The organism is Pseudoflavonifractor sp. An187 (assembly GCF_002160275.1).
In the GTDB taxonomy this organism is placed as follows: Bacteria; Bacillota; Clostridia; order Oscillospirales; family Oscillospiraceae; genus Enterenecus; species Enterenecus faecium.
On record NZ_NFKG01000012.1, the window covers coordinates 1 to 21344 of the forward strand.

A 21344-nucleotide genomic window follows, 5' to 3' on the forward strand; every position below is an offset into this window, starting at 1 on the left:
GGCTCCGCCAGAGCAGGACGACGCCACTCTATTATTACAGCTTGCCCTGCTCCCGCAGCGCCTGCACGGTGTCGGGCAGACCCCACAGATTGATGAATCCGGTGGCGTCGTCCTGGTTGTAGTCGCTCTCCTCGAAGGTCACCAGGTTCTCGGAGTAGAGAGAACAGGGGGAGGTGACGGAAGAGGTGATGATGTTGCCCTTGTACAGCTTCAGCTTCACGGTGCCGGTGACGTACTCCTGGGTCTTGACGGCGAAGGCCTGGAGCGCCTCCCGCAGGGGGGTGAACCACTTGCCGTTGTAGATGAGGTCGGCAAAGTCGATGGCCAGCTTCTGCTTCATGTGCTTGGTGTCCTTGTCGATGGTGATCATCTCCAGCACCTCGTGGGCCCGGTAGAGGATGGTGCCGCCGGGCGTCTCGTACACGCCCCGGTCCTTCATGCCCACCAGACGGTTCTCCACGATGTCCAGCAGGCCGATGCCGTTGGCCCCGCCCAGCTCGTTGAGCTTGCGGATGATGTCGCTGGCCTTCATCTTCTGGCCGTCCACCGCCACGGGCCAGCCCTTCTCAAAGTCGATGGTCACATAAGTCGCCTGGTCGGGGGCCATGGCGGGGGACACGCCCATCTCCAGGAAGCCGGGCTTGTCGTACTGGGGCTCGTTGGCGGGGTCCTCCAGGTCCAGGCCCTCGTGGGACAGGTGCCACAGGTTCTTGTCCTTGGAGTAATTGGTCTCCCGGCTGATCTTCAAAGGTACGTTGTGGGCCTCGGCGTAGGCGATCTCCTCTTCTCTGCCCTTGATGTCCCACTCCCGCCAGGGGGCGATGATGGTCATCTCAGGGGCAAAGCGCTTGATGGCCAGCTCAAAGCGCACCTGGTCGTTGCCCTTGCCAGTGCAGCCGTGGCAGATGGCGTCGGCGCCCTCGGCCTTGGCGATCTCCACCAGACGCTTGGCGATGATGGGCCGGGCGAAGGCGGTGCCCAGCAGATAGTCCTCATACTTGGCCCCCATCATCATGGAGGGGATGATCACGTCGTCCACCATCTCGTCGGTGAGGTCCTCCACGTACAGCTTGGAGGCGCCGGTTTGGATGGCCTTCTCCTCCAGGCCGTCCAGCTCGGTGCCCTGGCCCACGTCGCCGGACACGGCGATGATTTCAGGGTTGCCGTAGTTCTCCTTCAGCCAGGGAATGATGATGGATGTATCCAAGCCGCCGGAATAGGCCAGCACTACTTTTTTCACTTCTGCCATGGTTGCATTCCTCCAATGCGTTTCTCTGTCTTAGTGAAGTAGAGTATACCCCTTCTTCTGGAAAATTGCAACCCCCAATTTGCATAACTATTCAGTTGTTCCCAAAATTCTATGGGTAATATTCCACAATATCCGGGGTTTATTCACGTATATATGCATATTCATACAAAGACAGCGGGCCGTCTCACTGGAGAGACGGCCCGCTGCGCATTCAGATTTGCTTTTTCTCCCGGTGGAGCACCAGCTGCTCCTTTTCCACCCCCAGGCACAGCACGTCTCCCCGCTCCAGGTCCCGGGAGAGGAGCATCTGGGCGGCGGGCTCCTCCACCCGGCGGCGCACCGAGCGGCGGATGGGGCGGGCCCCCTGGTCCCGCTCCCGCTCTTCCATGGGGCTGGCCAGCAGGGACACCGCCTTCTCGTCCGCCTTGAGCCCCACCCCCAGGGCGGCCAGACGGCCCTCCAGGCCACCCAGCAGCCGCCCGGCGATGCGCTCCAAGTGGGGCTGGTCCAGGCGGTGGAAGAGCACCACCTCGTCCAGGCGGTTGAGAAATTCCGGCGGGAACTGGCGTCTGAGTTCCTCCATCACGGCCCGGGTGCGGTAGGCGTCCAGGTCTCCCCCGGCAAAGCCCATGGGGGGCGTGTGGCTGACCATGTGGCGGGCCCCCACGTTGGAGGTCATCACCACCACGGTGTTGCGGAAGTCCGTCTTTCGCCCCAGTCCGTCGGTGAGCACCCCGTCCTCCATGACCTGTAACAGGATGTTGTGCAGATCGGAGTGGGCCTTTTCCAGCTCGTCAAAGAGCACCACCGACCAGGGGCGGCGGCGCACCCGCTCGGTGAGCTGTCCCCCCTCCTCGTGGCCCACATAGCCGGGGGGCGCACCCACCAGCCGGGACACCGAGTGCTTCTCCATATACTCGGACATATCGAAACGGACAATGGCCTCCTCGCTGCCGAAGAGGGCGGCGGCCAGGGCCCGACACAGCTCGGTCTTCCCCACTCCGGTGGGGCCCAGGAAGAGGAACACCCCCACCGGGCGGTTGGGCTCCTTGAGCCCTACCCGGCTGCGGCGGATGGCGGCGGACACCGCCGCCACCGCCTGGTCCTGGCCCACCACCCGGGCCCGCAGCTCGTCCTCCAGCTCCAGCAGCCGCCGGGCCTCCCCCTTGGTCACCGTCTCCACCGGGATCCCCGTCCACTGGGCCACCACCGAGGCGATGTGCTCCGGCTCCAACTGCTGGTGGGGGGCCAGTTGCTTCCGGGCCAGCTTTCGCTCCAGCTCCCCCCGAAAGTCCCACTCGGCGTCCCGGAGCATAGCGGCCCGCTCGTAATTCTGCTCCGCCGCGGCTGCCCGCCGCTCCCGGGCGGCCTGTTCAATGCGGCCCATGAGGCCCCGCAGAGCGTGGGGCACCTCCCCCTGCATCCGCAGTTTGGCCGCCCCCTCGTCCATGAGGTCGATGGCCTTGTCCGGCAGGAAGCGGTCGGGGAGGTAGCGCCGGGACAGCTCCACCGCCGCCTGAAGGGCCCGGTCAGTGATGACAATGCCGTGGTGGGCCTCATACCGGGGGCGAATGCCCTTCAAAATCTCCAGGGTCTGCTCCGGAGTGGGCTCCCCCACCCGCACAGGCTGGAACCGCCGCTCCAGGGCGGAGTCCTTCTCGATATACTTCCGGTACTCCTCCAGGGTGGTGGCACCTACCACCTGGATTTCCCCCCGGCCCAGGGCGGGCTTTAAGATGTTGGCGGCGTCAATGGCCCCTTCCGCCGAGCCAGCACCCACAATGTTGTGCAGCTCGTCCAAAAAGAGGATGACGTTGCCCGCCCGGTGCACCTCCGCCAGGATTTGATTCACCCGATCTTCAAATTCACCCCGGTACTTGGTGCCCGCCACCATGGACACCAGGTCCAGGGACAAAAGTCGCTTGCCCCGCAGCACCGGGGGCACCTGTCCGGAAGCCATACGCATGGCCAGGCCCTCAGCCACAGCGGTTTTGCCCACCCCTGGCTCTCCCACCAGGGCGGGGTTATTTTTGGTGCGCCGGGAGAGGATCTGCACCACCCGGCCCACCTCCTCGTCCCGTCCAATGAGAGGGTCCAGGGCACCCATGGCCGCCAGACGGGTGAGGTCCCGGGAGTAGCGGTCGGTGAGCTTGGTCTCCCCACCCTCCCGCACTCTGGCCCGTTCCGCCCGGGTGGCTTGCATCTCTCCGCCCCACCCCGCAGAATCCCGGGGCAGGCCGCCCTTCTTCCCCACTGGGGAACGTTCCTTCCATTTCTTCCTGTCTTCCATGGAATCCCTCCTGTCTTCCCTCCAATCATGGGTTGCTTTTCCCCAGTTTATACCCCTGTGGCCAGATTTTTCTCCCTCGTCCATTTCCCAAAATTCCTTGTTGCATTTTTCGCCAGTTATGCTACAATGAGAATGGTTCTAACTCTAATGATGGAGGTGTATTTTACATGGCACATGCAATCAATGACACCTGCGTGTCCTGCGGCTCCTGCGAGTCCGCTTGCCCCGTGGGCGCTATTTCCATGGGTGACGATCACATGCAGATCGACGCTGGTACTTGCATCGACTGCGGCGCTTGCGCCGGCACCTGCCCCGTGGGCGCCATCGCTCCCGCCGACTAATTTCAGTCTGCAAAAAAGTAGGCCGCACAGCTTTGGCTGTGCGGCCTACTTTTTCGAAAAAATGCCAGCATTTTTTCGAGGGGATGCAGCCCGCTGCATGCATAATTGGGTCAAAGGGCGACCCAATTCCACACTGGCGGGCTGAGAAGTGTTTTTCCCGAGGCGCATGTCCCCGGAAAAAACAGATTTCATTTTATTTCCCCGCCCCTCAGGGCGGGGAAACTCTGCCGAGGGCTTTTATCATTCAAAAGAAAATATGCTGTTTCAACCATAAACAAGGCGGGGCCGGGAAATCCCGGCCCATCCTTTTTGCGTTTTCGGCGTTGGGTTTTAGTCCTCTTTCTTGCGGCGTACCACGCTCAGCACGGCCACGCCTGCCATGGCGCACACCAGAGTGGCCATGGGCAGAATCAGGTTGCTCTCGTCGCCGGTGCCGGGGACAGAGCCGTCGGGCTTGGTGTTGCCCCCGGTCTGGGAACCGTCGCCGGTACCGCTGCCGCCGCCCTGGGAGCCGCCGTCACCACCGGGGTTGGGGGTGGGCTCGGTGTCTTCCTTGGTCCAGTGGGCGTACAGGGTCAGGTCAGCATCCACAGGGGTGTTGAAGTCGTAGGCCTGGGTGCCGTCCTCGTCCATAAACCAGCCGTCGAAGGTGTAACCCTCCCGCACGGGGTCCTGGGGCTTGGACACGCAGCTGCCCTCGGCCACTTCCACCAGCTTGTAGATGTTGCCGGTGTCGTCCACGAACTTCACCTGATACATGTTACCGGTGACCTTGACCACGCAGTAGCTGGTGACCTGGTTGTCGGCCACGCTCTCCACCTTCAGGTAGGCATAGCCCTCCTTGTGGGCGGTGACCACACCGTTTTCATCCACAGAGGCCACATCGGGGTTGAAGCTGATGTAGCGCACCTGGGCATCCTCGGCCAGAGTGGGCTCGGGGCTCAGAGTGGCGGTGAGGGTCTGGCTCTGGCCAGCCTCCAGGTCCATTCTGTGGGTGTCCAAATCCAAGGTATCCGCCATCACGCCCTGGCATACCACGGCGAAATTGACGGAGTACTGGCCGTCCTTGGTGGTGGCGGTGATGTAGCTCACGCCGGGCTCGGAGGGGGTGTACAGAGCCGCATTGATCTCCTGGCCCCAGTTGTCCTCTACCGTACCCTGAGTCAGCTCGCCGTTGCCGGAAGTGACGGTCCAGTCAAAGGGACCATACAGGGAATCGGGACGGGTCCAGGTCTGGCCGGACATGGTGCCAGCCTCAGCGCCCTGGGATTCCACACCCTCTGCCTTGATTACCAGGTTGTTGTTGGCACCGTTGGGGGCGTAATTGACGTGGAGCACGCCGGTCTCGGGGTCATAGTCATAGGCGTGATACCAGTCGTAGTTGACGATCTCCACATCGGAGGTGGAGCCGTCGGCGTAGTTGTACCGGGTGTACAGGTGGATTTCCTCGGGCAGCTCATATCCCTCTTCGTTGACCAGGGTGCCATCATAGGTGCCGCCCACATAGTAGAAGTCGGGTCCGTCCAGCTGCAGACCGGTGAGCTCGGTGAGCACTTCACTGGTCTCGTGGAGCTTGTTCTGGCGATACTTGGCCACCAGCTCGGCGGTCTGGCCCTGCTGGACGTATACCACCTGGTCGCCCATGGCCATGTCAGAAATCAGGTCGTCCTGATCGGAAGTGGTGTAGATGTCGTCCCAGTTGATGTCCATGGAACGGGTGACACCGTTGAGGGTCACATCCAGGCGGCCGTTGCCCTCGGGCAGCTCCAGGCCCTCCTGAGAGGTGGACACGGTGAGGTAGAGCACGCCGGAGAGTCCATCGCTGGTGTACTGGTCCACATCAATGAGACCCTCGGCATAGTTCTCGGCGTAGTCCTCGTCCTCCCACACGGTCCACTTGATCTCGGAGAGATCCACGTTGGCGGGCTGGAGGTTGTCCACCTTCACCACCACCTGGCCATCGGGCTTCAGGCCGTCAAAGCTCTGGATGGATAGGTCGAAGTCTTCCACCACGGTGGGCACTTCCTCCACGGCCACCACACAGATGGCGCTGGAGCCGCCCTTGGCCACGGTGATGACGGTCTGGCCGGGAGCCACAGCGGTGACCAGGCCGAACTCGTCAATGGTGGCCACGTCGGGATTGCTGGAGGTGCGGGTCATAGCGCCCTCCTGGTCGGTGTTGTCGATGACGCTGAGGTTGAAGGTGCTGCCGGGATGGAGCAGCGCAGAGGTCTGGGAGAGCACCAGGCCCTGGGTGGAATCCACGGTAATGGCATAGCTGCGGTCATTGGCGCCGTAGTCGCCGCAGGACACCAGCACGTTGCCGTTCCAAGTGAAATCATAGACGTTGTTCTCGCCGGGATAGCTCTCAATGCTGTGGGCGTACTCGGTGACGTCCACGGTGAAGGTGTGAGTCTTCACGGCGGGGTCATAGAAGTTCTCCACCAGGAAGGCGTTGGTGCTATCCACGCCCACCTCGGAGTAGTTGGGATCGCCGTAGCCGTCCTTATAGGTACGGACCACATAGGGGGAGACCTCGATATTGGCCAGAGAGCCGTCCTCATCATAGACGGTGCCGGTCATATAGGTGCGGCCGTCCTTCTCATAGATGGAGACGGTGTTGTTCTCCAGCTCGGGGGCCACGGTGTCCACGGTGATGGAGAAGTCGATCACGTCGCCGGTCATGTCCATCTCGTGGCCGTTAAAGGTGGGAGTGAGCTCCCCGGCGGCCACGCCGTCGAAGTTGGTGATCTCATAGCCCATGTCCTCGTTGTACACCTTGTCGCCGTAGTCGCCCTCGCCGTAGGCGATGATCTCATACTTGCACTTGGTGCCGCTGGGCAGGACGTTGCCCTCCTGGTCGGTGCCGTCCCAGGTGGGAATGAGGCCGTAGTACATGGCACTCTGGGGAATGGCGGTGGCGTAAGAGGCGTTGTACAGGGTACGGGTGATGTAGGAGTTCCAGTCGGCAAAGTACACCTCGCCGGTCTCAGCGTCGGTGACCCGCACCACGATCATCTTGGCGTCACGGAGCTGATAGAGGATGTAGTCGTCCACGCGGTCGAAGTACTCGTCTCCGTTGGGGGAGATGGTGATGTTCTCCTCGCAATAGAGGGTCTGGTTCATGACAGCGTCGGAGTCAAAGGGATTCTGGCCCAGGTCCAGATAGCCAATGATCCCCCCGGAGCTCCAGTTGACCACGGTGCTACCCATCAGGGACACGCCCCAAGTGGACTCGTTGTTCATCACGTTCTCGCCGTCCTCGGCCTCGTCGGTCCAGTCGCCCTGGTCAAAGATGGGGGCGGCCGTCCAGTCGCCGTAGAAGGCCAGCATGGGCAGGCCCAGGGCGGGAGCGGTGCCGGCGGTGTCGGTGAGGGAGACAAAGCCCTCCACATACACGCCGTTTTCAAACAGCTGGTCCAGCTGAGCCTTCTCACTGTCGGTGAGGGTCACAGTCTTGGAGAAGCGGGCGGTCTGTCCGGCCTCCACGGTGACCTGGCCCAGCTCCACGGTCTTGATGACCACGTCCTGGTGCATCATGGTGTTGCGCTCGCCCCAGGTGCTGTCCACCGTCTCGGTGGCAGGGCGCATGAGGGTGATGGCCACGTCATAGGTCATGGCCTTGTCGGAGATGTTGTGCACATCAAAGGTGATGTCGTAGCTGCCAGTGCGGTCGGGGTCGTCCAGCAGCTCCAGCTTGCCCACGTTCTGGCCGTCCACGGTGATGTAGGCGGGAGTGTCCACGGCGGCGGTGGCGTTGACCAGGCCGGCGCCCTGCTGACGGGGAGAGTAGTACACCCCGCTCTGATCGGTCTGAGGCACAGCGGTGCTCACCAGCAGCTGGTTGACAATGTCGCCCACCTCGCTGGGCTCCTTGCCGGCAAAGGCTGCGCTGGACTGCACGTACTGGCGCACCAGGGTGGCAATACCGGTCATGTGAGGGGCGGCCATGGAGGTACCGCTCATCATGCCGTAGCTGCCGGTGTAGCCCTCGTCGGCGGTGTTGATCTGGTCGATGATGGTGGACCAGATGTTGCCGCCGGGGGCGGTGATCTCAGGCTTCAGCTCCAGGCTGGGACCGGCGCCCCAGGAGGAGAAGGTGGACATCTGACCGTCGGTGGGGCTCTCCACGGCCTTGTCGTCCTCGGGAACCACGATGTTCACGGACTGACCTGCCTTGAGGGCAGCCTCCATGGCAGCGCCGTCCTGGCCGTTGATAAAGGCGCTGGTGAGGCTGGTGTTCTCCACGCTGATGTTGATCAGTTCCGTGGCATTGGGGTCGCTGTCATAGATCAGCACGCCCAGAATGCCCCGTTTCTCTCCGTGGGCCACAGTGGAGAAGGACTGGGCGTTGGTGACCTTATCGGCAAAGGACAGGTCGCCGCGCTTGACCAGGGCAAAGCCGGTCTTTCCGTTGGGGTTGGAGTACTCATTGTACCAGCCCACGGCGTTGTAGTCGCTCCAGGTACCGGTGCCCTCTACCAGGTAGACGGGGTACTCCTTGCCGTCGGCGAAGGTGGCCTTCATGGCCACGGTCCAGGGATCGGTGTAGGAGATCTCCCGGGTCTCACCCTCCTCGTTGGTCCAGGTGAAGTAGGACTGCACCTGGATGGCGTTCTCCAGAGAGGCAATGCTCAGGTTGGAGTCGTAAATGGCAGGAGAGGACATCATAGCGGTGTCCACGTTGGAGGTCAGGGGGTTGTCCCCGTAGTTGTTGCTGGCAGAGGAGTAGCTGCTGTTGCCGGCGGAGGTCATGAGCACAATGCCGGCCTCCTCAATGCGGGCGTACAGCTCGTTCTGCATGGTGTCGTCGTCGGCAAAGCCGTTGTCAGAACCCAAGCTCAGGTTGATGACGTCTGCGCCCAAGGCCAGAGCATCCTCCAGAGCGTTGAGGGTCACAGACTGCTGGGCGCCGCCGTCCTGATCGGGGAACACCTTCATCATCATGATCTGGGCATCGGGGGCCACGCCGGAGAAAATGACCTCGCCCTCGTCGGTCTCGGCATAGCCCGCCACCGTACCGGAGACGTGGGTGCCGTGGTCGCTGGAGGTGGGCAGGACGTTGATGTCGCCGTCTGCGTAGTCACAGGCGTAGGGCACCTTGAGGTTCTTATAAAGACCGTTGTAGTCCCACACGATCACGCCGCCATCGGCACCCGTGGTGGAGTTGAGCTGGTTGTCCTCCAGGAAGGCAGCCAGGCTCTCAGAGGTGTAGCGCAGATTCCAGCCGCTCTCGGCATCGCTGGGGTCGTTTTTAAAGGAGTTGTCGGTGAAGGCCTCGTGGACCCGCACCACGCCGCGGCCCTGGGTGCCATCCTCGTTCTGGGTCACGCCCCACTTCAGGTCCAGGCCGGTGTCCAGCACGGCCACCAGCATACCCTGACCGGTGTAGCCCTGGCTCCAGACACCTTCCACCCCTACCTTATCATAGCTGTAGGAGTACCAGGCCTTGTCCCCGTCCACGGTGCCGCTGGTCTCTTCGGGCCGGTCATACACCAGCTCCACATAGGCCCGCTTGACCCCGTCCAGGTTGCGAATTTCATCCAGAGCGCTGTAGGGCACCCGGATAGCCATGGCATTGACCAGAGTGGCCCACTGGCCTACAATGGTACCAACCGGCTCACCGCTGTTTTCCTCGGTGGCATCGGTCACCGCAGGCTGCTGAGCGGCCAGAGCGGTGACCTGGTCGATGATGCCCTGCTGATCGTCCAGCAGCTGCTGGGTGGTCTGCTGGGCATCGGCGGAGGCCAGGTACTCAGACACCGCCTCACCGGCGCTGGTCTCGTCGCCCACAGAGGCGGCGTAGCTGCTGACCTGGTAGCAGTCCATCACAGCAGGAGCTTCCATCTCCACGATGACGGTTACCACCTCATCCTCTGCATATCGGGGCTGGCTGTCGTCCTGGGCGTCCTGGTACTGCACCCGGGACTCGGACTCCACTTCCTGGGCCTGGACCGTGCGCTCATTGGTCTGAGTGCCCTCAGCCCAAGCAGCTCCGGGAAGTGCGCCAGCCAGCATCATGACGGCAAGTAACATTGCCATGCTTTTTCTGACTTTTTCCATTGTTCTTCTCCCTTCTATCTGAATCTCACATACCCCCATTGCCCAAAGGGCTCTGCCATGCTATCATATGGACATCGTTCGTTTTGTACGATAGGCGTATGTCATGGTCAAATGATACCTCCACCCATTCCCTTTGTCAAGAGAAATTGTCAACTCTCCAAAAAATTGTCAACTGCAAGCCCCAGCCAATCTTACCGTATCAGCTGAAACTCCGGGGCAGAAAGGAATTTCTATGATAATTCAACACAAACCAAACCTCATTCTGGAAGCACTGGCCTATCTGGGACGGCGTGCCAGCAACAAAACCTGGGACCAGATGGAGCAGCGCATTCAGCAGCGCAAGGTGCTGCCCAGCCCCGCTCTGTGCCAGGCTCTGGAGCGACTCAAGGCCCTCACCCACCAGCTGGACCGGGTGGCCACTGCTGAGGAAAAGGAAATCCAGGCGCTGTTTGGCAACCTGGAGGGCTTCCCCTACAACACCATCGGCTCCAGCTCTCCCGCCTTCTTCCTCCTCTATCCCCTGCTGGACCGATTCCAAGGGGATTGGGAGGCCTTCTCCCATCTGGTGGACGGGCTGGACCGGGAGGAGGTGGTCTGGGGCATTGCCAGCATCTTCGAGGACGACCTGCCCAACCAGCGCCGGATGGATGCCCAGGTCTTCACCGACCTGGTGCTGGGGCTCAACGCCCCGGACTCCACCAAGGTGGCCCTGCTGGAGCTCTCCCGCAACCACCGGGCGGTGGGAGCGCGGGCCTTGGCGTGCCTGCGCCCCATTGTGGCCCACCTGGAGGAACACCAGGCGCAGCTGGAAGAGCTGGCCGCCCCCTATCTCCAACAGTGCGCCCCCCTGTCCCAGCTGGAGTTTTTCACCCAGCTGTCCCACCTGCGCCCCGCCCCGGAAACCACCTACACCCTTCACCCCTTCCTCTTCGGGGCGGACACCAACCTGACCTTTGACGAGGCCCCCGGCCAGGTGCGCATCTACGGCGGCGTGCTGCGGCGGGAGCTCATGGAGCTGGTCAGCGGCCGTACCTCCGCCCAGGACCAGGTGTGCGAGACCTATCGCCTGTTGGGGGACTCCACCCGGTTTGACATTCTGTGCTATCTGCGGGGACGCACCGCCTATGTGCAGGAGCTGTCCACCCGCTTCTCTCTCAGCCGCAACACCATCCACCACCATATGAATAAGCTCTCTGACTGCGGCCTGGTGCAGTGCACCATCCACGGGAACCGCACCTTTTACACCCTGGACGAAGAACAGGTCCAGCGGTTTTTGGAGCGGCAGGCGGCGCTGTTCGGCAAAAAATGACGCAAAAATGGCGGCCATCCCCGTGGGGGGATGGCCGCCAAACGAATTTTATATCTCAGAACAGGCCGGAGATGACGCCGTTTTCGTCCACGTCGATCTTCTCGGCGGCGGGCACCTTGGGCAGGCCGGGCATGGTCATGATGTCGCCGGTCTGCACCACCACGAAGCCAGCGCCGGCGGACACCTTCACCTTGGACACGGTGATGGTGAAGCCCTCGGGCCGTCCCAGCTGGGTGGCGTCGTCGGACAGGGAGTACTGGGTCTTGGCCATGCACACAGGCAGCTTGTCAAAGCCCATGGCCTCCAGACGGGCCAGCTCCTTGGCAGCGGCAGCGGTGTAGTGCACGCCAGCGCCGCCGTACACCTTCTCCACGATGGTCTGAATCTTGTCCTTCAAGGGCAGGTCCAGGTCATAGGCGTAGTGGAAGTCCTGGGGCTGGTCGCACAGGCGCAGCACTTCCTCGGCCAGCTCCAGGCCGCCCTCGCCGCCCTTGCCCCACACCTCGGACAGGGCCACATTGACCCCCAGCTCCTGGCAGCGGGTGCGGATGAGGTTCAGCTCGGCCTCGGTGTCATTGGCGAAGCGGTTGATGGCCACCACGGCGGGCAGGCCGAACACACGGGTGATGTTCTCCACGTGCTTGAGCAAATTGGGCAGGCCACGCTCCAGAGCCTCCAGGTTTTCCGCCCCCAGCTCAGTCTTGGGCACGCCGCCGTTGTACTTCAGAGCCTTGACCGTGGCCACGATGACCACGGCATCGGGGGTGAGCCCGGCGGCCCGGCACTTGATGTCCAGGAACTTCTCAGCGCCCAGATCGGCGCCGAAGCCCGCCTCGGTGACCACGTAGTCGGCCAGCTTCAAAGCGGTGTCGGTGGCGGAGACGGAGTTGCAGCCGTGGGCGATGTTGGCGAAGGGACCGCCGTGGACCAGAGCGGGGGTGTGCTCCAAGGTCTGCACCAGGTTAGGCTTGATGGCGTCCTTCAAGAGGGCAGCCATAGCGCCCTGGGCCTTCAAATCGGCGGCGGTAACGGGCTTGTCATCGTAGGTGTAGCCCACGATCATGCGGCCCAGCCGCTCCTTCAAATCAGACAGGCCGGTGGCCAGGCACAGCACAGCCATAATCTCGCTGGCCACAGTGATATCGAAGCCGTCCTCCCGGGGCACGCCCTGCATCCGGCCACCCAGGCCGTCCACAATGTTGCGCAGCTGGCGGTCGTTCATGTCCACGCAGCGGCGCCAGGTGATCTTCTTCACGTCAATGCCCAGAGCGTTGCCCTGCTGGATGTGGTTGTCCAGCATGGCGGCCAGCAGGTTGTTGGCGGCACCGATGGCGTGGAAGTCGCCGGTGAAGTGGAGGTTGATGTCCTCCATGGGCACCACCTGGGCGTAGCCGCCGCCGGCAGCGCCGCCCTTCACGCCGAACACGGGGCCCAGAGAGGGCTCCCGGAGGCAGAGCATCACATTTTTATCCATGCGGCGCAGGGCATCGGCTAACCCTACCGAGGTGGTGGTCTTGCCCTCTCCGGCAGGGGTGGGGTTGATGGCGGTGACCAGAATCAGCTTGCCCTTCCGGGGCACATTGCGCAACGGGGTGATGTCGATCTTGGCCTTCACCTTGCCGTAATACTCCAGCAGGTTCTCGTCAATCCCGGCCATGGACGCCACCCGTCCGATGGGCAGCATCTGGGCCTCCTGGGCAATTTGAATGTCTGTTTTCATCTTCCATGCTCCTTCCTGCGCCTCAAAAACAAAAAAGGGCGCACTGATTTCGAGTGCGCCCAGACGGTCGGCAATACGGCGCACATGGGCGTCGGCTGTACTCCACGTGGTCACTCCACTTCCGTCAGTCATACAGCAGATTTATCTTACCATGCCCGCCCACACCCGTCAAGGCCTTTCCCCGCTTTGCCCTCCCTTCCCACAGGCTTTACTCAGAGATTACAGGAAGTTATCCACAGCTTCCACAAAGTTTTCAACAGCCTCAACCCGTTGCCGTGCAATGGATTCCAGGTTTTTTCCAAAATTACGCAGGGCCGGAACTGGTAGTTTTCTATCTAGCTAAAGAGTTTATATGTCCCATTGTTCGGGCTCTCTGTTGTCATATTCACTGTGAATATCATTCATATGTTTAATCCAATTGTCGCTTCAATCTTTTGTATTCTTTCGATGACATCATTCTTTACATCCACATACTGCGCCAGATTAATTCCCTTTGAAATTTCCGTTTGATATGTTTCAGGCAATCCCGCTACACGTAGAATTTCTTTTTTACTAAGTCTGTTTTTCTCAATTACATTGGCATAATAAATGGCAAAAGTGTGAATATTCGCTACCTGATGCCCCCGTGCTGCACTATCATACAGTTCTCGCAAAATCTTACCTAGTCTATTTTCTGTCATATCACTAACCTCCACATCAACTTTTTCTTCTTTAGATATTGCGGATTTCCTCCCTTCTAAATTTGAACTCCTACAAATCTTTTCATAAACTTCTATCGTCATTAATACTAAATCCCCTTCTCCCTCCTTTGTGATGAAAATTGGTTCTTGCACCTTGTGTGCCAATTTTGAAAATGCCTCATAGTCTTTACTCAACGTATCCGAGGACTTAATCAGCATGTGCATTCCTCCTTATTTTTGCTGTACCCACACTGTACCATGCTCTCAACAGTTTTGCAATAGCTAAATCAGCTAATCTAGCTAATTTGTTTTAGAATGTATTTTTCGTGTGGTGCCCCCCTTGTATGGGACCCCATCTCACTTCTTCCCAGTCTTTTTCGCCTGCAACGCAGGCAAAAAAAGACTGGCCTCCCCGAAGGGAAGCCAGTCTTAAAAAATGCAACTTAGGCCTTCTCAGCCTTGAACTTGGCAATGGCCTCAGCCAGCATGGGGCCGACCTTGAACAGGTCGCCGGTAATGCCGTAGGTAGCCACGTCAAAGATGGGGGCGTTGGCATTCTTGTTCACGGCGATGATGCACTCAGCGTCCTGCATGCCGGACACGTGCTGAATGGCGCCGGAAATGCCCAGGGCCACATAGATCTTGGGGTGAACGGTCTTACCGGTCTGACCAACCTGGTGGTCCACACCGATGTAGCCGTCGTCCACCACGGCACGGGAAGCGCCAACCACGCCGCCCAGAACGTTGGCCAGCTCCTCAGCGATCTCCAGACCACGCTTGGGGTCGGCGCTGATACCACGGCCCACGGAGACAACCACGTCGGCGCCAATCAGGTCAACGGCCTTCTTGGCGGACTTGACGATCTCCACCAGGTCCACGTGGATGTCTTCCTTGGTCAGCTGCACGTCCACCTTCTCCAGGACGGTCTTAGCAGCGGTCTCCTCGTTGTAGGCCTGGGTCTGCATGACGCCGGGACGCACGGTGGACATCTGAGGACGATAGTCGGGGCACACGATGGTGGCCATCAGGTGGCCGCCAAAGGCGGGACGGGTCATCTTCAGGTTGGTGTTGGCCTCGAACTTGGTGTTGTCCACGTCGATGGTGGATGTGGTCTTCAGGAAGGCCTTGTACTTCTCCACATCCACGTCCAGGTGGGTGCAGTCAGCGGTCAGACCGGTCTTCAGACGGGCAGCCACACGGGGGCCCAGGTCACGGCCGATGTTGGTAGCGCCGATGAGGAAGATCTCGGGCTTCTTGTCCTCCACCAGGTCGCAGATGACCTTGGTGTAGGCATCGGTGGTGTAGTCCTTCAGCAGGGGGTGATCGCAGATGTACACACGGTCAGCGCCGTAGCCGCCCAGAGCCTTGGCGTAGGTCTCGTTGACCTCGTGGCCCAGCAGCACGCCGCACAGCTCCACGCCCAGATCGTTGGCCAGCTTGCGGCCCTCGCTGAGCAGCTGGTAGCCGGTGCTCAGGATGACGCCGTCGCGCTGCTCGCAGAATACCCACACGCCCTTGAAGGCGGCGGTGTCTTTACTATTGAAAGCCATAATTCAGTGCTCCTTCCCTTAAATGATGTGCTTCTCGCCCAGAATGGACACCAGCTGCTCGCAGGTGGCCTTGTCGGCACCTTCCAGCATGGTGCCAGCGCCCTTGACGGGGGGAGAGAAGGACTTGTACACCTGAGTGGGAGAGCCCTTCAGGCCGACAGTCTCCAGCTCCACCATGGGATCGTCCACCAGAGCGTTGAAGTCCAGCACGGTGTAGGGCTTGGAATAGCAATCCATGATGCCAGCCACACGCATGTAACGGGGAGTGTTCAGCTCCTTGATGCAGGTCAGCAGGCAGGGGGTCTGCACCTTGATGGTCATGTAGCCATCCTCCAGCTCGCGGCGCACGGTGAGCTGGCCGTCGGTGTAGTCGATGCCGGTGACATAGGTGACCTGGGGCAGGCCCAGCTTCTCAGCGATCTGGGGACCGACCTGAGCGGTGTCACCGTCGATGGCCTGACGGCCACAGAACACGATGTCGTCCTTCTCCACGCCGATCTTGCGGATGGCAGCGGTCAGAGTGGTGGAGGTGGCGAAGGTATCAGCGCCGCCGAACTCACGGGCGGACACCAGCACGGCCTCGTCAGCGCCCATAGCCAGGCACTCACGCAGCATGGACTCCGTGGGAGGGGGACCCATGGAGATGACAACCACCTTGGTGTCGGGGTTCTTATCCTTGATCTGGAGGGCGGCCTCCAGAGCGTTCATATCATCGGGGTTGGAGATGGTGGCCATAGCGGCACGGTCCATGGTGCCGTCAGCCTTCACAGCAACCTTGCCGGAGGTGTCGGGCACCTGCTTGACACAGACAATGATTTTCATAATGCGCTCTTCCTCCTCAATTACTTAATGCCCAGGTTGGCAGCGATAACCATACGCTGAACCTCGGAAGTACCCTCGTAGATCTCGGTGATCTTGGCGTCACGCATCATGCGCTCCACGGGGTAATCACGGGTGTAGCCGTAGCCACCGAACAGCTGAACGGCACGACGGGTCACGTCGCTGGCAGCCTCAGCAGCGAAGAGCTTGGCCATGGCGGCGTCCATGGTGTACTTCTCACCAGCCTGCTTCTTGGCAGCGGCGGAGTAGACCAGGAACTGAGCGGCCTGCATCTTGGTGTGCATCTCAGCCAGCTGGAACTGGGTGTTCTGGAACTGGGAAATGCGGCGACCGAACTGCACGCGCTCCTTGGTGTAGTTGATGGCCTCTTCCACGGCACCCTCGCCCAGACCCAGAGCCTGAGCAGCGATGCCGATACGGCCGCCGTCCAGGGTCTTCATGGCGATGGCGAAGCCCTTGCCCTGCTTGCCCAGCAGACGGTCCTTGGGAATGACGCAATCCTCGAAAATCAGCTCGCAGGTGGAGGAGCCGCGGATACCCATCTTCTTCTCGTGCTTACCAACCTTGAAGCCGGGATCGGTGCGCTCCACGATGAAAGCGGAGATCTCCTTGCTCTTGCGGCCGCGCTTGTCCAGCACGGTGCCGGTGACGGCGAAGATGACGAACACGTTGGCGAAGCCAGCGTTGGTGATGAAGATCTTGGAGCCGTTGATGATCCAGTTCTCACCGGACTCATCCAGCACGGCGGTGGTCTGCTGACCCTGAGCGTCGGTACCAGCGCCGGGCTCGGTCAGACCGAAGGCGCCCAGCCACTCGCCGGAGCACAGCTTGGGCAGATACTTCATCTTCTGCTCCTCGGTGCCGTTCTCGTAGATGGGAGCGCAGCACAGGCTGGTGTGAGCGGACACGATAACACCGGTGGTGCCGCAGACCTTGGACAGCTCCTCCACGGCCATGGCGTAGCTCACCACGTCGGCGCCAGCGCCGCCGTACTTCTTGGGGAAGTAGATGCCCATCATGCCCAGCTCAGCCATCTTCTTGACGGTGTTCTCGGGGAACATCTCCTCCTCGTCCACCATGGCAGCCAGAGGCTTGACCTCGTTCTCCGCAAACTCACGGAACAGCTTGCGCATCATTTCTTGTTCTTTGGACAGTTTGAAATCCATGGAATGTTTCCTCCTTATCAGTATGAGACCGGGGGGTGGCATTGCCGCCCCCCGGATGGGAGCAAATTATTTCTTGGTGTAGTCAAAGAAGCCCTTGCCGGTCTTGCGGCCCAGGTGGCCAGCGCGCACCATCTTGCGCATCAGCAGGGAGGCGCGGTACTTGGGATCGTGGGTCTCATTGTACAGAGTGTCCATGATGGCCAGGCACACATCCAGACCAACCAGATCGCCCAGAGCCAGGGGGCCCATGGGGTGGTTGGCGCCCAGCTTCATGGCGGTGTCAATGCCCTCAGCAGTGGCAACGCCGGTGTACAGCAGGTCGCAGGCCTCGTTGATCATGGGGATCAGGATCTTGTTGACCACGAAACCGGGGGCCTCGTTGACCTCCACGGGCTCCTTGCCAATCTCCACGGACAGGTCATAGATGGCCTTGTAGGTCTCGTCGGAGGTGTTGGCGCCGCGGATAACCTCCACCAGCTTCATGACGGTGGCGGGGTTGAAGAAGTGCATGCCGATGAAGCGGTCGGGACGCTTGGTAGCGGCAGCGATGGCGGTGATGGAGATGGAAGAGGTGTTGGAAGCCAGGATGGTCTCGGGCTTGCAGATGGCGTCCAGCTCAGCGAAGATGGACTTCTTGATCTCCAGGTTCTCAATGGCGGCCTCAACCACCAGGTCAGCATCAGCAGCAGCGTTCAGGTCGGTGGTGAAGGACATCTTGTCCAGGATGGCCTGCTTGCCAGCCTCGTCCATCTTGCCCTTGGCCACCAGCTTGTCCAGACCCTTGTTCAGACGGGCCTCGGAAGCCTGGATGATCTCGTCCTTAATGTCACGGACCACCACGTCAAAGCCCTTGCGAGCGAAGACCTGGGCGATGTCCAGACCCATGGTGCCGCCACCGATGACTACAACTTTCTTCATGATAAGTTCCTCCTCACTGGAATGACCAGTTTTAATATATGATAAGGGAAATAGCTTACTTGTTCTGGAAGTGCTTCTCAGCTATGTCTCGAAAACGCAAGCGTTTTCTCGAGGAGATTGCAGCCCGCTGCATCGCACTCGCCTTGCTCGCACGTTTGCGGGCTGAGAAGTGTATTTTCTGATGCACATGTCCTCAGAAAATACGGATTTCATTTTCTTTCGCCGTCTGCGGACGGCGAAACTCTGCCGAGGGCTTACCTTCCAAGAGGTGCTTACTTGTTCTGGAAGTTCTTCTCGGCACGCTTGGCCAAGAAAGCTCCCATACCCTCGTTCTTGTCCTGAGTGCCGCAGGTCACGCCGAAGGCCTCAGCCTCGAAGGCGGAGCCGGTGGCAATGTCGGTCTGCATGCCCATACGGATGCAGCGCTTGGACTCGGACACGGCGATGGGGGCATTGGCGCAGATGGCGTTGGCCAGCTCCAGGGCCTTGTCCATCAGCTCCTCGGGAGCGTACACCTGGGAGACCAGGCCGATCTCCTTGGCCTCGGCAGCGCCGATGACCTTGGCGGTGAGGATCAGCTCCATAGCCTTGGAGATGCCCACGATGCGGGGCAGACGCTGGGTGCCGCCGAAGCCGGGGGTGATGCCCAGGCCCACCTCGGGCTGGCCGAACTTGGCCTTCTCAGAGGCAATGCGGATGTCACAGGCCATGGCCAGCTCGCAACCGCCGCCCAGAGCAAAGCCGTTGATGGCAGCGATGACGGGCTTGGACAGGTTCTCCAGACGCAGGAAGATGGAGCCGCCGTGGACACCGAACTTCTTGCCGTCGATGGCGGAGAAGTTCACCATCTCGCCGATATCAGCACCAGCCACGAAGGAACGGCCAGCGCCAGTGAGCACCACAACACGGACCTCGTCGTCGGCCTCCACCTGGGAGATGGCGGCGTCCAGGTCGCACAGGACCTGAGAGTTCAGGGCGTTGAGGGCCTCGGGACGGTCGATGGTCAGAACGGCCACATTGCCCTGCTTTTCAAACTTCACAAATGACATGTGGATTGCCTCCTTGCAATCAAATTTTACATCCAGACTACCTTTTCTTCATCGAATTTCCATCAAACTGCGGTGGAACGTTATATTTTTAACACGACTTTACAAAAGGCGAGCGGCAGACTTGTCGTTATTTTTTTAACAAATTTGCCGCAAAAAAATCCGGAATGTCGCTTCCTGCCATCCAGTATACTGCTTTCCAGGCCCATTTGCAAGGAATTTTCTTATAATTACCTGTACATTCCAAGCGGTATTTTTTCCTATGTTTTTGTGCATAGTGCCCATTTTCAGGGCAAAAAATCGACAGCCTAGGGTCCTAGGCTGCCGATAAAATGGAAAAGTACGCTTCTCCACCTAGATTTACTCTTTTCCTGCTCCCACAAAGAACGCCCGGGTCTGGTCTGCATTGCGGAAAATCTCCTGCTGGAGCTGCTCCAGGGAGTCGAACTTCCGCTCGCCCCGCAGGTGGGTGTGCAGCTCCACCTCCATGGTCTGGCCGTACAGGTCGCCCTCAAAGTCCAGAATCCAGGGCTCCACGGTGACCTGGTTGGAGTCGTCCACCGTGGGGCGCACCCCCACATTGGTCACCGCCAGGTGGGTCCCCCCTGCCACATGCACCCGGGTGGCGTACACCCCGAAGGCGGGCACCAGCACATTGAGGGGCAGTACCAGGTTGGCGGTGGGAATGCCCAGGGTACGGCCCAGCTGCTTGCCGTGGACCACGGTGCCGCTGATGAGGTGGGGGTGGCCCAAAAATTCACAGGCCCGGTCCATATCCCCCTGGGAGATAAGTCCACGGATGTAGGTGGAGGAGACGGTGATGCCGTCAATCTGCACCGGGGGGATGATGGTACAGCCAATGCCCATCTCCCCGCAGATCTCCCGCAGCCGATCCACGTTGCCCTCTCCCTTGTAGCCGAAGTGGTAGTCGTGGCCCGCCACCACGTGGACGGCCCCCATCTGCTCGGACAGGATGTGGGTGGCAAATTCCCGCCAGGGCATCTCCATCATGGCCCGGTCAAAGGGGAGCACCAGCACCTCGTCGGTGCCGTAGTACCGCTTCATAATGACGGCCCGCTCCTGGTGGGTGTTGATGAGGGGGGTGGGCTCACCCCGGATGAGGTCCCGGGGGTGGTGGTCGAAGGTGACGGCGGCGGCAAGGACTCCCCGCTCATCTGCCAGCTCCCGGGCCGTGCGCAGCAGCGCCCCGTGGCCCCGATGTACCCCGTCAAAAAAGCCCAGGGCTATGACTCGTTGTTTCTCTGCCATGATGGTTCTCTCTCCGTTCAAGTGGGTTGAAAAAAGCTTTTGACCATGAGGAGCTTCCCCTGCTCCACCCGTCCCAGGGCCAGGAATTCCTCCTCCGGCCCGTAAATGCGGTAGGTGCCGTCTTGAGCCTCCGGCTGGCACACCTGAGCGCCGTGGCGCACCCGGTCCGCCCCCCGTTTGCCCAGGGTGAGGGCGGGGTAATCGGCAAAGAGGGAGTCGGTAGGTTTCAGCAACCCCGCCGGGTCCTCACAGGCCAGCACCTCGGCCAGGGGGTGGGCCTCCTGGAGGGCAAAGCCGCAGGCCATGGTGCGGCGCAAAGAGCTCATGCACCCGCCGCAGCCCAGAGCCGCTCCAATGTCGTGGCACAGGGTGCGCACGTAAGTGCCCTTGGAGCACTTCACCCGGATGGTGAACTCGTCGGGGGCGGTCTGCTCCTCCAGGGTGAGGGCATGGATGGTCACGGGCCGGGCGGGCCGCTCCACCTCTCTCCCCTTCCGGGCCAGCTCATAGAGCTTCTTGCCATTGATCTTAATGGCGGAATACATGGGGGGCACCTGGAGAATGTCCCCGGTGAACTGGGGCAGCACCGCCTTCACCTGCTCCGCGGTTACCTCCACGGGGTGTTCCTCCAGGGTGTTGCCGCTGGTGTCCTGGGTGTCGGTGACGATTCCCAGCTTCAGCCCCGCCACGTACTCCTTGTCCCCCCGCTCGGCAAATTCCACCGCCCGGGTGGCCCGGCCCACAAACACGGGGAGGACTCCGGTGGCCATGGGGTCCAGGGTCCCGGCGTGTCCAATCCGCCGCTCTCCCAGCACGCCCCGCAGCTTGGCGCACACATCCATGGATGTCCAGTCCTGGGGCTTGTCAATGATGATGATTCCGTTGGGCATCCTGTGTTCCTCC

General features: G+C 60.7%; 14 protein-coding genes and 1 riboswitch. Of the genes, 2 read left to right on the forward strand and 12 right to left on the reverse strand.

The window, feature by feature from the left end; translation table 11 throughout:
• Window positions 1–34: 34 nt before the first annotated feature.
• The gene (locus tag B5F22_RS06720) at window positions 35–1249 is read right to left on the reverse strand and encodes an argininosuccinate synthase (RefSeq protein WP_087391972.1); all 1215 of its coding nucleotides are present in this window, start codon (window positions 1247–1249) and stop codon (window positions 35–37) included.
• Between the two features lie 211 nt (window positions 1250–1460).
• Window positions 1461–3539 (reverse strand): ATP-dependent Clp protease ATP-binding subunit, encoded by a 2079-nt coding sequence (locus tag B5F22_RS06725; protein ID WP_242955073.1) that lies wholly within the window; start codon window positions 3537–3539, stop codon window positions 1461–1463.
• A 167-nt stretch (window positions 3540–3706) separates the two neighbouring features.
• Here B5F22_RS06725 and B5F22_RS06730 point away from each other — a divergent pair, with 167 nt between their 5' ends.
• Window positions 3707–3880 carry a 4Fe-4S binding protein gene (locus tag B5F22_RS06730; protein ID WP_087231544.1) on the forward strand — a complete coding sequence of 58 codons (174 nt, stop codon included), beginning with the start codon at window positions 3707–3709 and terminating at the stop codon, window positions 3878–3880.
• Between the two features lie 330 nt (window positions 3881–4210).
• On the opposite strand, the gene B5F22_RS06735 is transcribed toward B5F22_RS06730, so the two are convergent.
• A complete protein-coding gene (locus B5F22_RS06735) occupies window positions 4211–9922 on the reverse strand; it encodes a S8 family serine peptidase (protein ID WP_158096640.1) in 5712 nt (1903 codons plus the stop codon).
• Between the two features lie 253 nt (window positions 9923–10175).
• Here B5F22_RS06735 and B5F22_RS12750 point away from each other — a divergent pair, with 253 nt between their 5' ends.
• The gene (locus tag B5F22_RS12750; protein WP_087391978.1) at window positions 10176–11252 is read left to right on the forward strand and encodes a metalloregulator ArsR/SmtB family transcription factor; all 1077 of its coding nucleotides are present in this window, start codon (window positions 10176–10178) and stop codon (window positions 11250–11252) included.
• A 55-nt stretch (window positions 11253–11307) separates the two neighbouring features.
• Here the strand turns inward: B5F22_RS12750 and B5F22_RS06745 are convergent, their stop codons facing one another.
• The 9 genes from B5F22_RS06745 to truB all read right to left on the reverse strand — a co-directional run bounded on the left by B5F22_RS06745 (window position 11308) and on the right by truB (window position 21331).
• Entirely contained in the window at window positions 11308–12972 is a 1665-nt protein-coding gene (locus B5F22_RS06745; RefSeq protein ID WP_204210546.1) for a formate--tetrahydrofolate ligase, read from the reverse strand.
• A 50-nt stretch (window positions 12973–13022) separates the two neighbouring features.
• Window positions 13023–13114: riboswitch (ZMP/ZTP riboswitch) on the reverse strand.
• A 259-nt stretch (window positions 13115–13373) separates the two neighbouring features.
• Entirely contained in the window at window positions 13374–13871 is a 498-nt protein-coding gene (locus B5F22_RS12590) for a hypothetical protein (protein ID WP_242955074.1), read from the reverse strand.
• 224 nt (window positions 13872–14095) lie between these two features.
• The gene (gene acrA / locus B5F22_RS06755; RefSeq protein ID WP_087391981.1) at window positions 14096–15202 is read right to left on the reverse strand and encodes an acryloyl-CoA reductase electron transfer subunit beta; all 1107 of its coding nucleotides are present in this window, start codon (window positions 15200–15202) and stop codon (window positions 14096–14098) included.
• 18 nt (window positions 15203–15220) lie between these two features.
• The gene (locus B5F22_RS06760) at window positions 15221–16024 is read right to left on the reverse strand and encodes an electron transfer flavoprotein subunit beta/FixA family protein (protein ID WP_087372123.1); all 804 of its coding nucleotides are present in this window, start codon (window positions 16022–16024) and stop codon (window positions 15221–15223) included.
• 20 nt (window positions 16025–16044) lie between these two features.
• Window positions 16045–17208 (reverse strand): acyl-CoA dehydrogenase, encoded by a 1164-nt coding sequence (locus B5F22_RS06765; RefSeq protein ID WP_087231523.1) that lies wholly within the window; start codon window positions 17206–17208, stop codon window positions 16045–16047.
• A gap of 66 nt (window positions 17209–17274) precedes the next feature.
• Window positions 17275–18126 carry a 3-hydroxybutyryl-CoA dehydrogenase gene (locus B5F22_RS06770; protein WP_087231520.1) on the reverse strand — a complete coding sequence of 284 codons (852 nt, stop codon included), beginning with the start codon at window positions 18124–18126 and terminating at the stop codon, window positions 17275–17277.
• Between the two features lie 272 nt (window positions 18127–18398).
• Window positions 18399–19175, reverse strand: coding sequence for an enoyl-CoA hydratase-related protein (locus B5F22_RS06775; protein WP_087231517.1), 777 nt, complete (start codon window positions 19173–19175; stop codon window positions 18399–18401).
• A 357-nt stretch (window positions 19176–19532) separates the two neighbouring features.
• Window positions 19533–20441: a bifunctional riboflavin kinase/FAD synthetase gene (locus B5F22_RS06780; protein ID WP_087392035.1), complete on the reverse strand. Its 909-nt coding sequence runs from the start codon at window positions 20439–20441 to the stop codon at window positions 19533–19535.
• 17 nt (window positions 20442–20458) lie between these two features.
• The gene (truB, locus tag B5F22_RS06785; protein ID WP_087391983.1) at window positions 20459–21331 is read right to left on the reverse strand and encodes a tRNA pseudouridine(55) synthase TruB; all 873 of its coding nucleotides are present in this window, start codon (window positions 21329–21331) and stop codon (window positions 20459–20461) included.
• Between the last annotated feature and the right edge of the window lie 13 nt (window positions 21332–21344).

What these genes read in the sequence shown, in the direction of transcription:
- B5F22_RS06730 (WP_087231544.1), top strand. Translation starts at nt 3,707, where the DNA reads ATGGCACATGCAATCAATGACACCTGCGTGTCCTGCGGCTCCTGCGAG.
- B5F22_RS06725 (WP_242955073.1), bottom strand. Translation starts at nt 3,539, where the DNA reads ATGGAAGACAGGAAGAAATGGAAGGAACGTTCCCCAGTGGGGAAGAAG.
- B5F22_RS06765 (WP_087231523.1), bottom strand. Translation starts at nt 17,208, where the DNA reads ATGGATTTCAAACTGTCCAAAGAACAAGAAATGATGCGCAAGCTGTTC.
- B5F22_RS06780 (WP_087392035.1), bottom strand. Translation starts at nt 20,441, where the DNA reads ATGGCAGAGAAACAACGAGTCATAGCCCTGGGCTTTTTTGACGGGGTA.
- B5F22_RS06775 (WP_087231517.1), bottom strand. Translation starts at nt 19,175, where the DNA reads ATGTCATTTGTGAAGTTTGAAAAGCAGGGCAATGTGGCCGTTCTGACC.
- B5F22_RS06735 (WP_158096640.1), bottom strand. Translation starts at nt 9,922, where the DNA reads ATGGCAATGTTACTTGCCGTCATGATGCTGGCTGGCGCACTTCCCGGA.
- truB (WP_087391983.1), bottom strand. Translation starts at nt 21,331, where the DNA reads ATGCCCAACGGAATCATCATCATTGACAAGCCCCAGGACTGGACATCC.
- B5F22_RS06720 (WP_087391972.1), bottom strand. Translation starts at nt 1,249, where the DNA reads ATGGCAGAAGTGAAAAAAGTAGTGCTGGCCTATTCCGGCGGCTTGGAT.
- B5F22_RS12590 (WP_242955074.1), bottom strand. Translation starts at nt 13,871, where the DNA reads ATGCTGATTAAGTCCTCGGATACGTTGAGTAAAGACTATGAGGCATTT.
- B5F22_RS12750 (WP_087391978.1), top strand. Translation starts at nt 10,176, where the DNA reads ATGATAATTCAACACAAACCAAACCTCATTCTGGAAGCACTGGCCTAT.
- acrA (WP_087391981.1), bottom strand. Translation starts at nt 15,202, where the DNA reads ATGGCTTTCAATAGTAAAGACACCGCCGCCTTCAAGGGCGTGTGGGTA.
- B5F22_RS06770 (WP_087231520.1), bottom strand. Translation starts at nt 18,126, where the DNA reads ATGAAGAAAGTTGTAGTCATCGGTGGCGGCACCATGGGTCTGGACATC.
- B5F22_RS06745 (WP_204210546.1), bottom strand. Translation starts at nt 12,972, where the DNA reads ATGAAAACAGACATTCAAATTGCCCAGGAGGCCCAGATGCTGCCCATC.
- B5F22_RS06760 (WP_087372123.1), bottom strand. Translation starts at nt 16,024, where the DNA reads ATGAAAATCATTGTCTGTGTCAAGCAGGTGCCCGACACCTCCGGCAAG.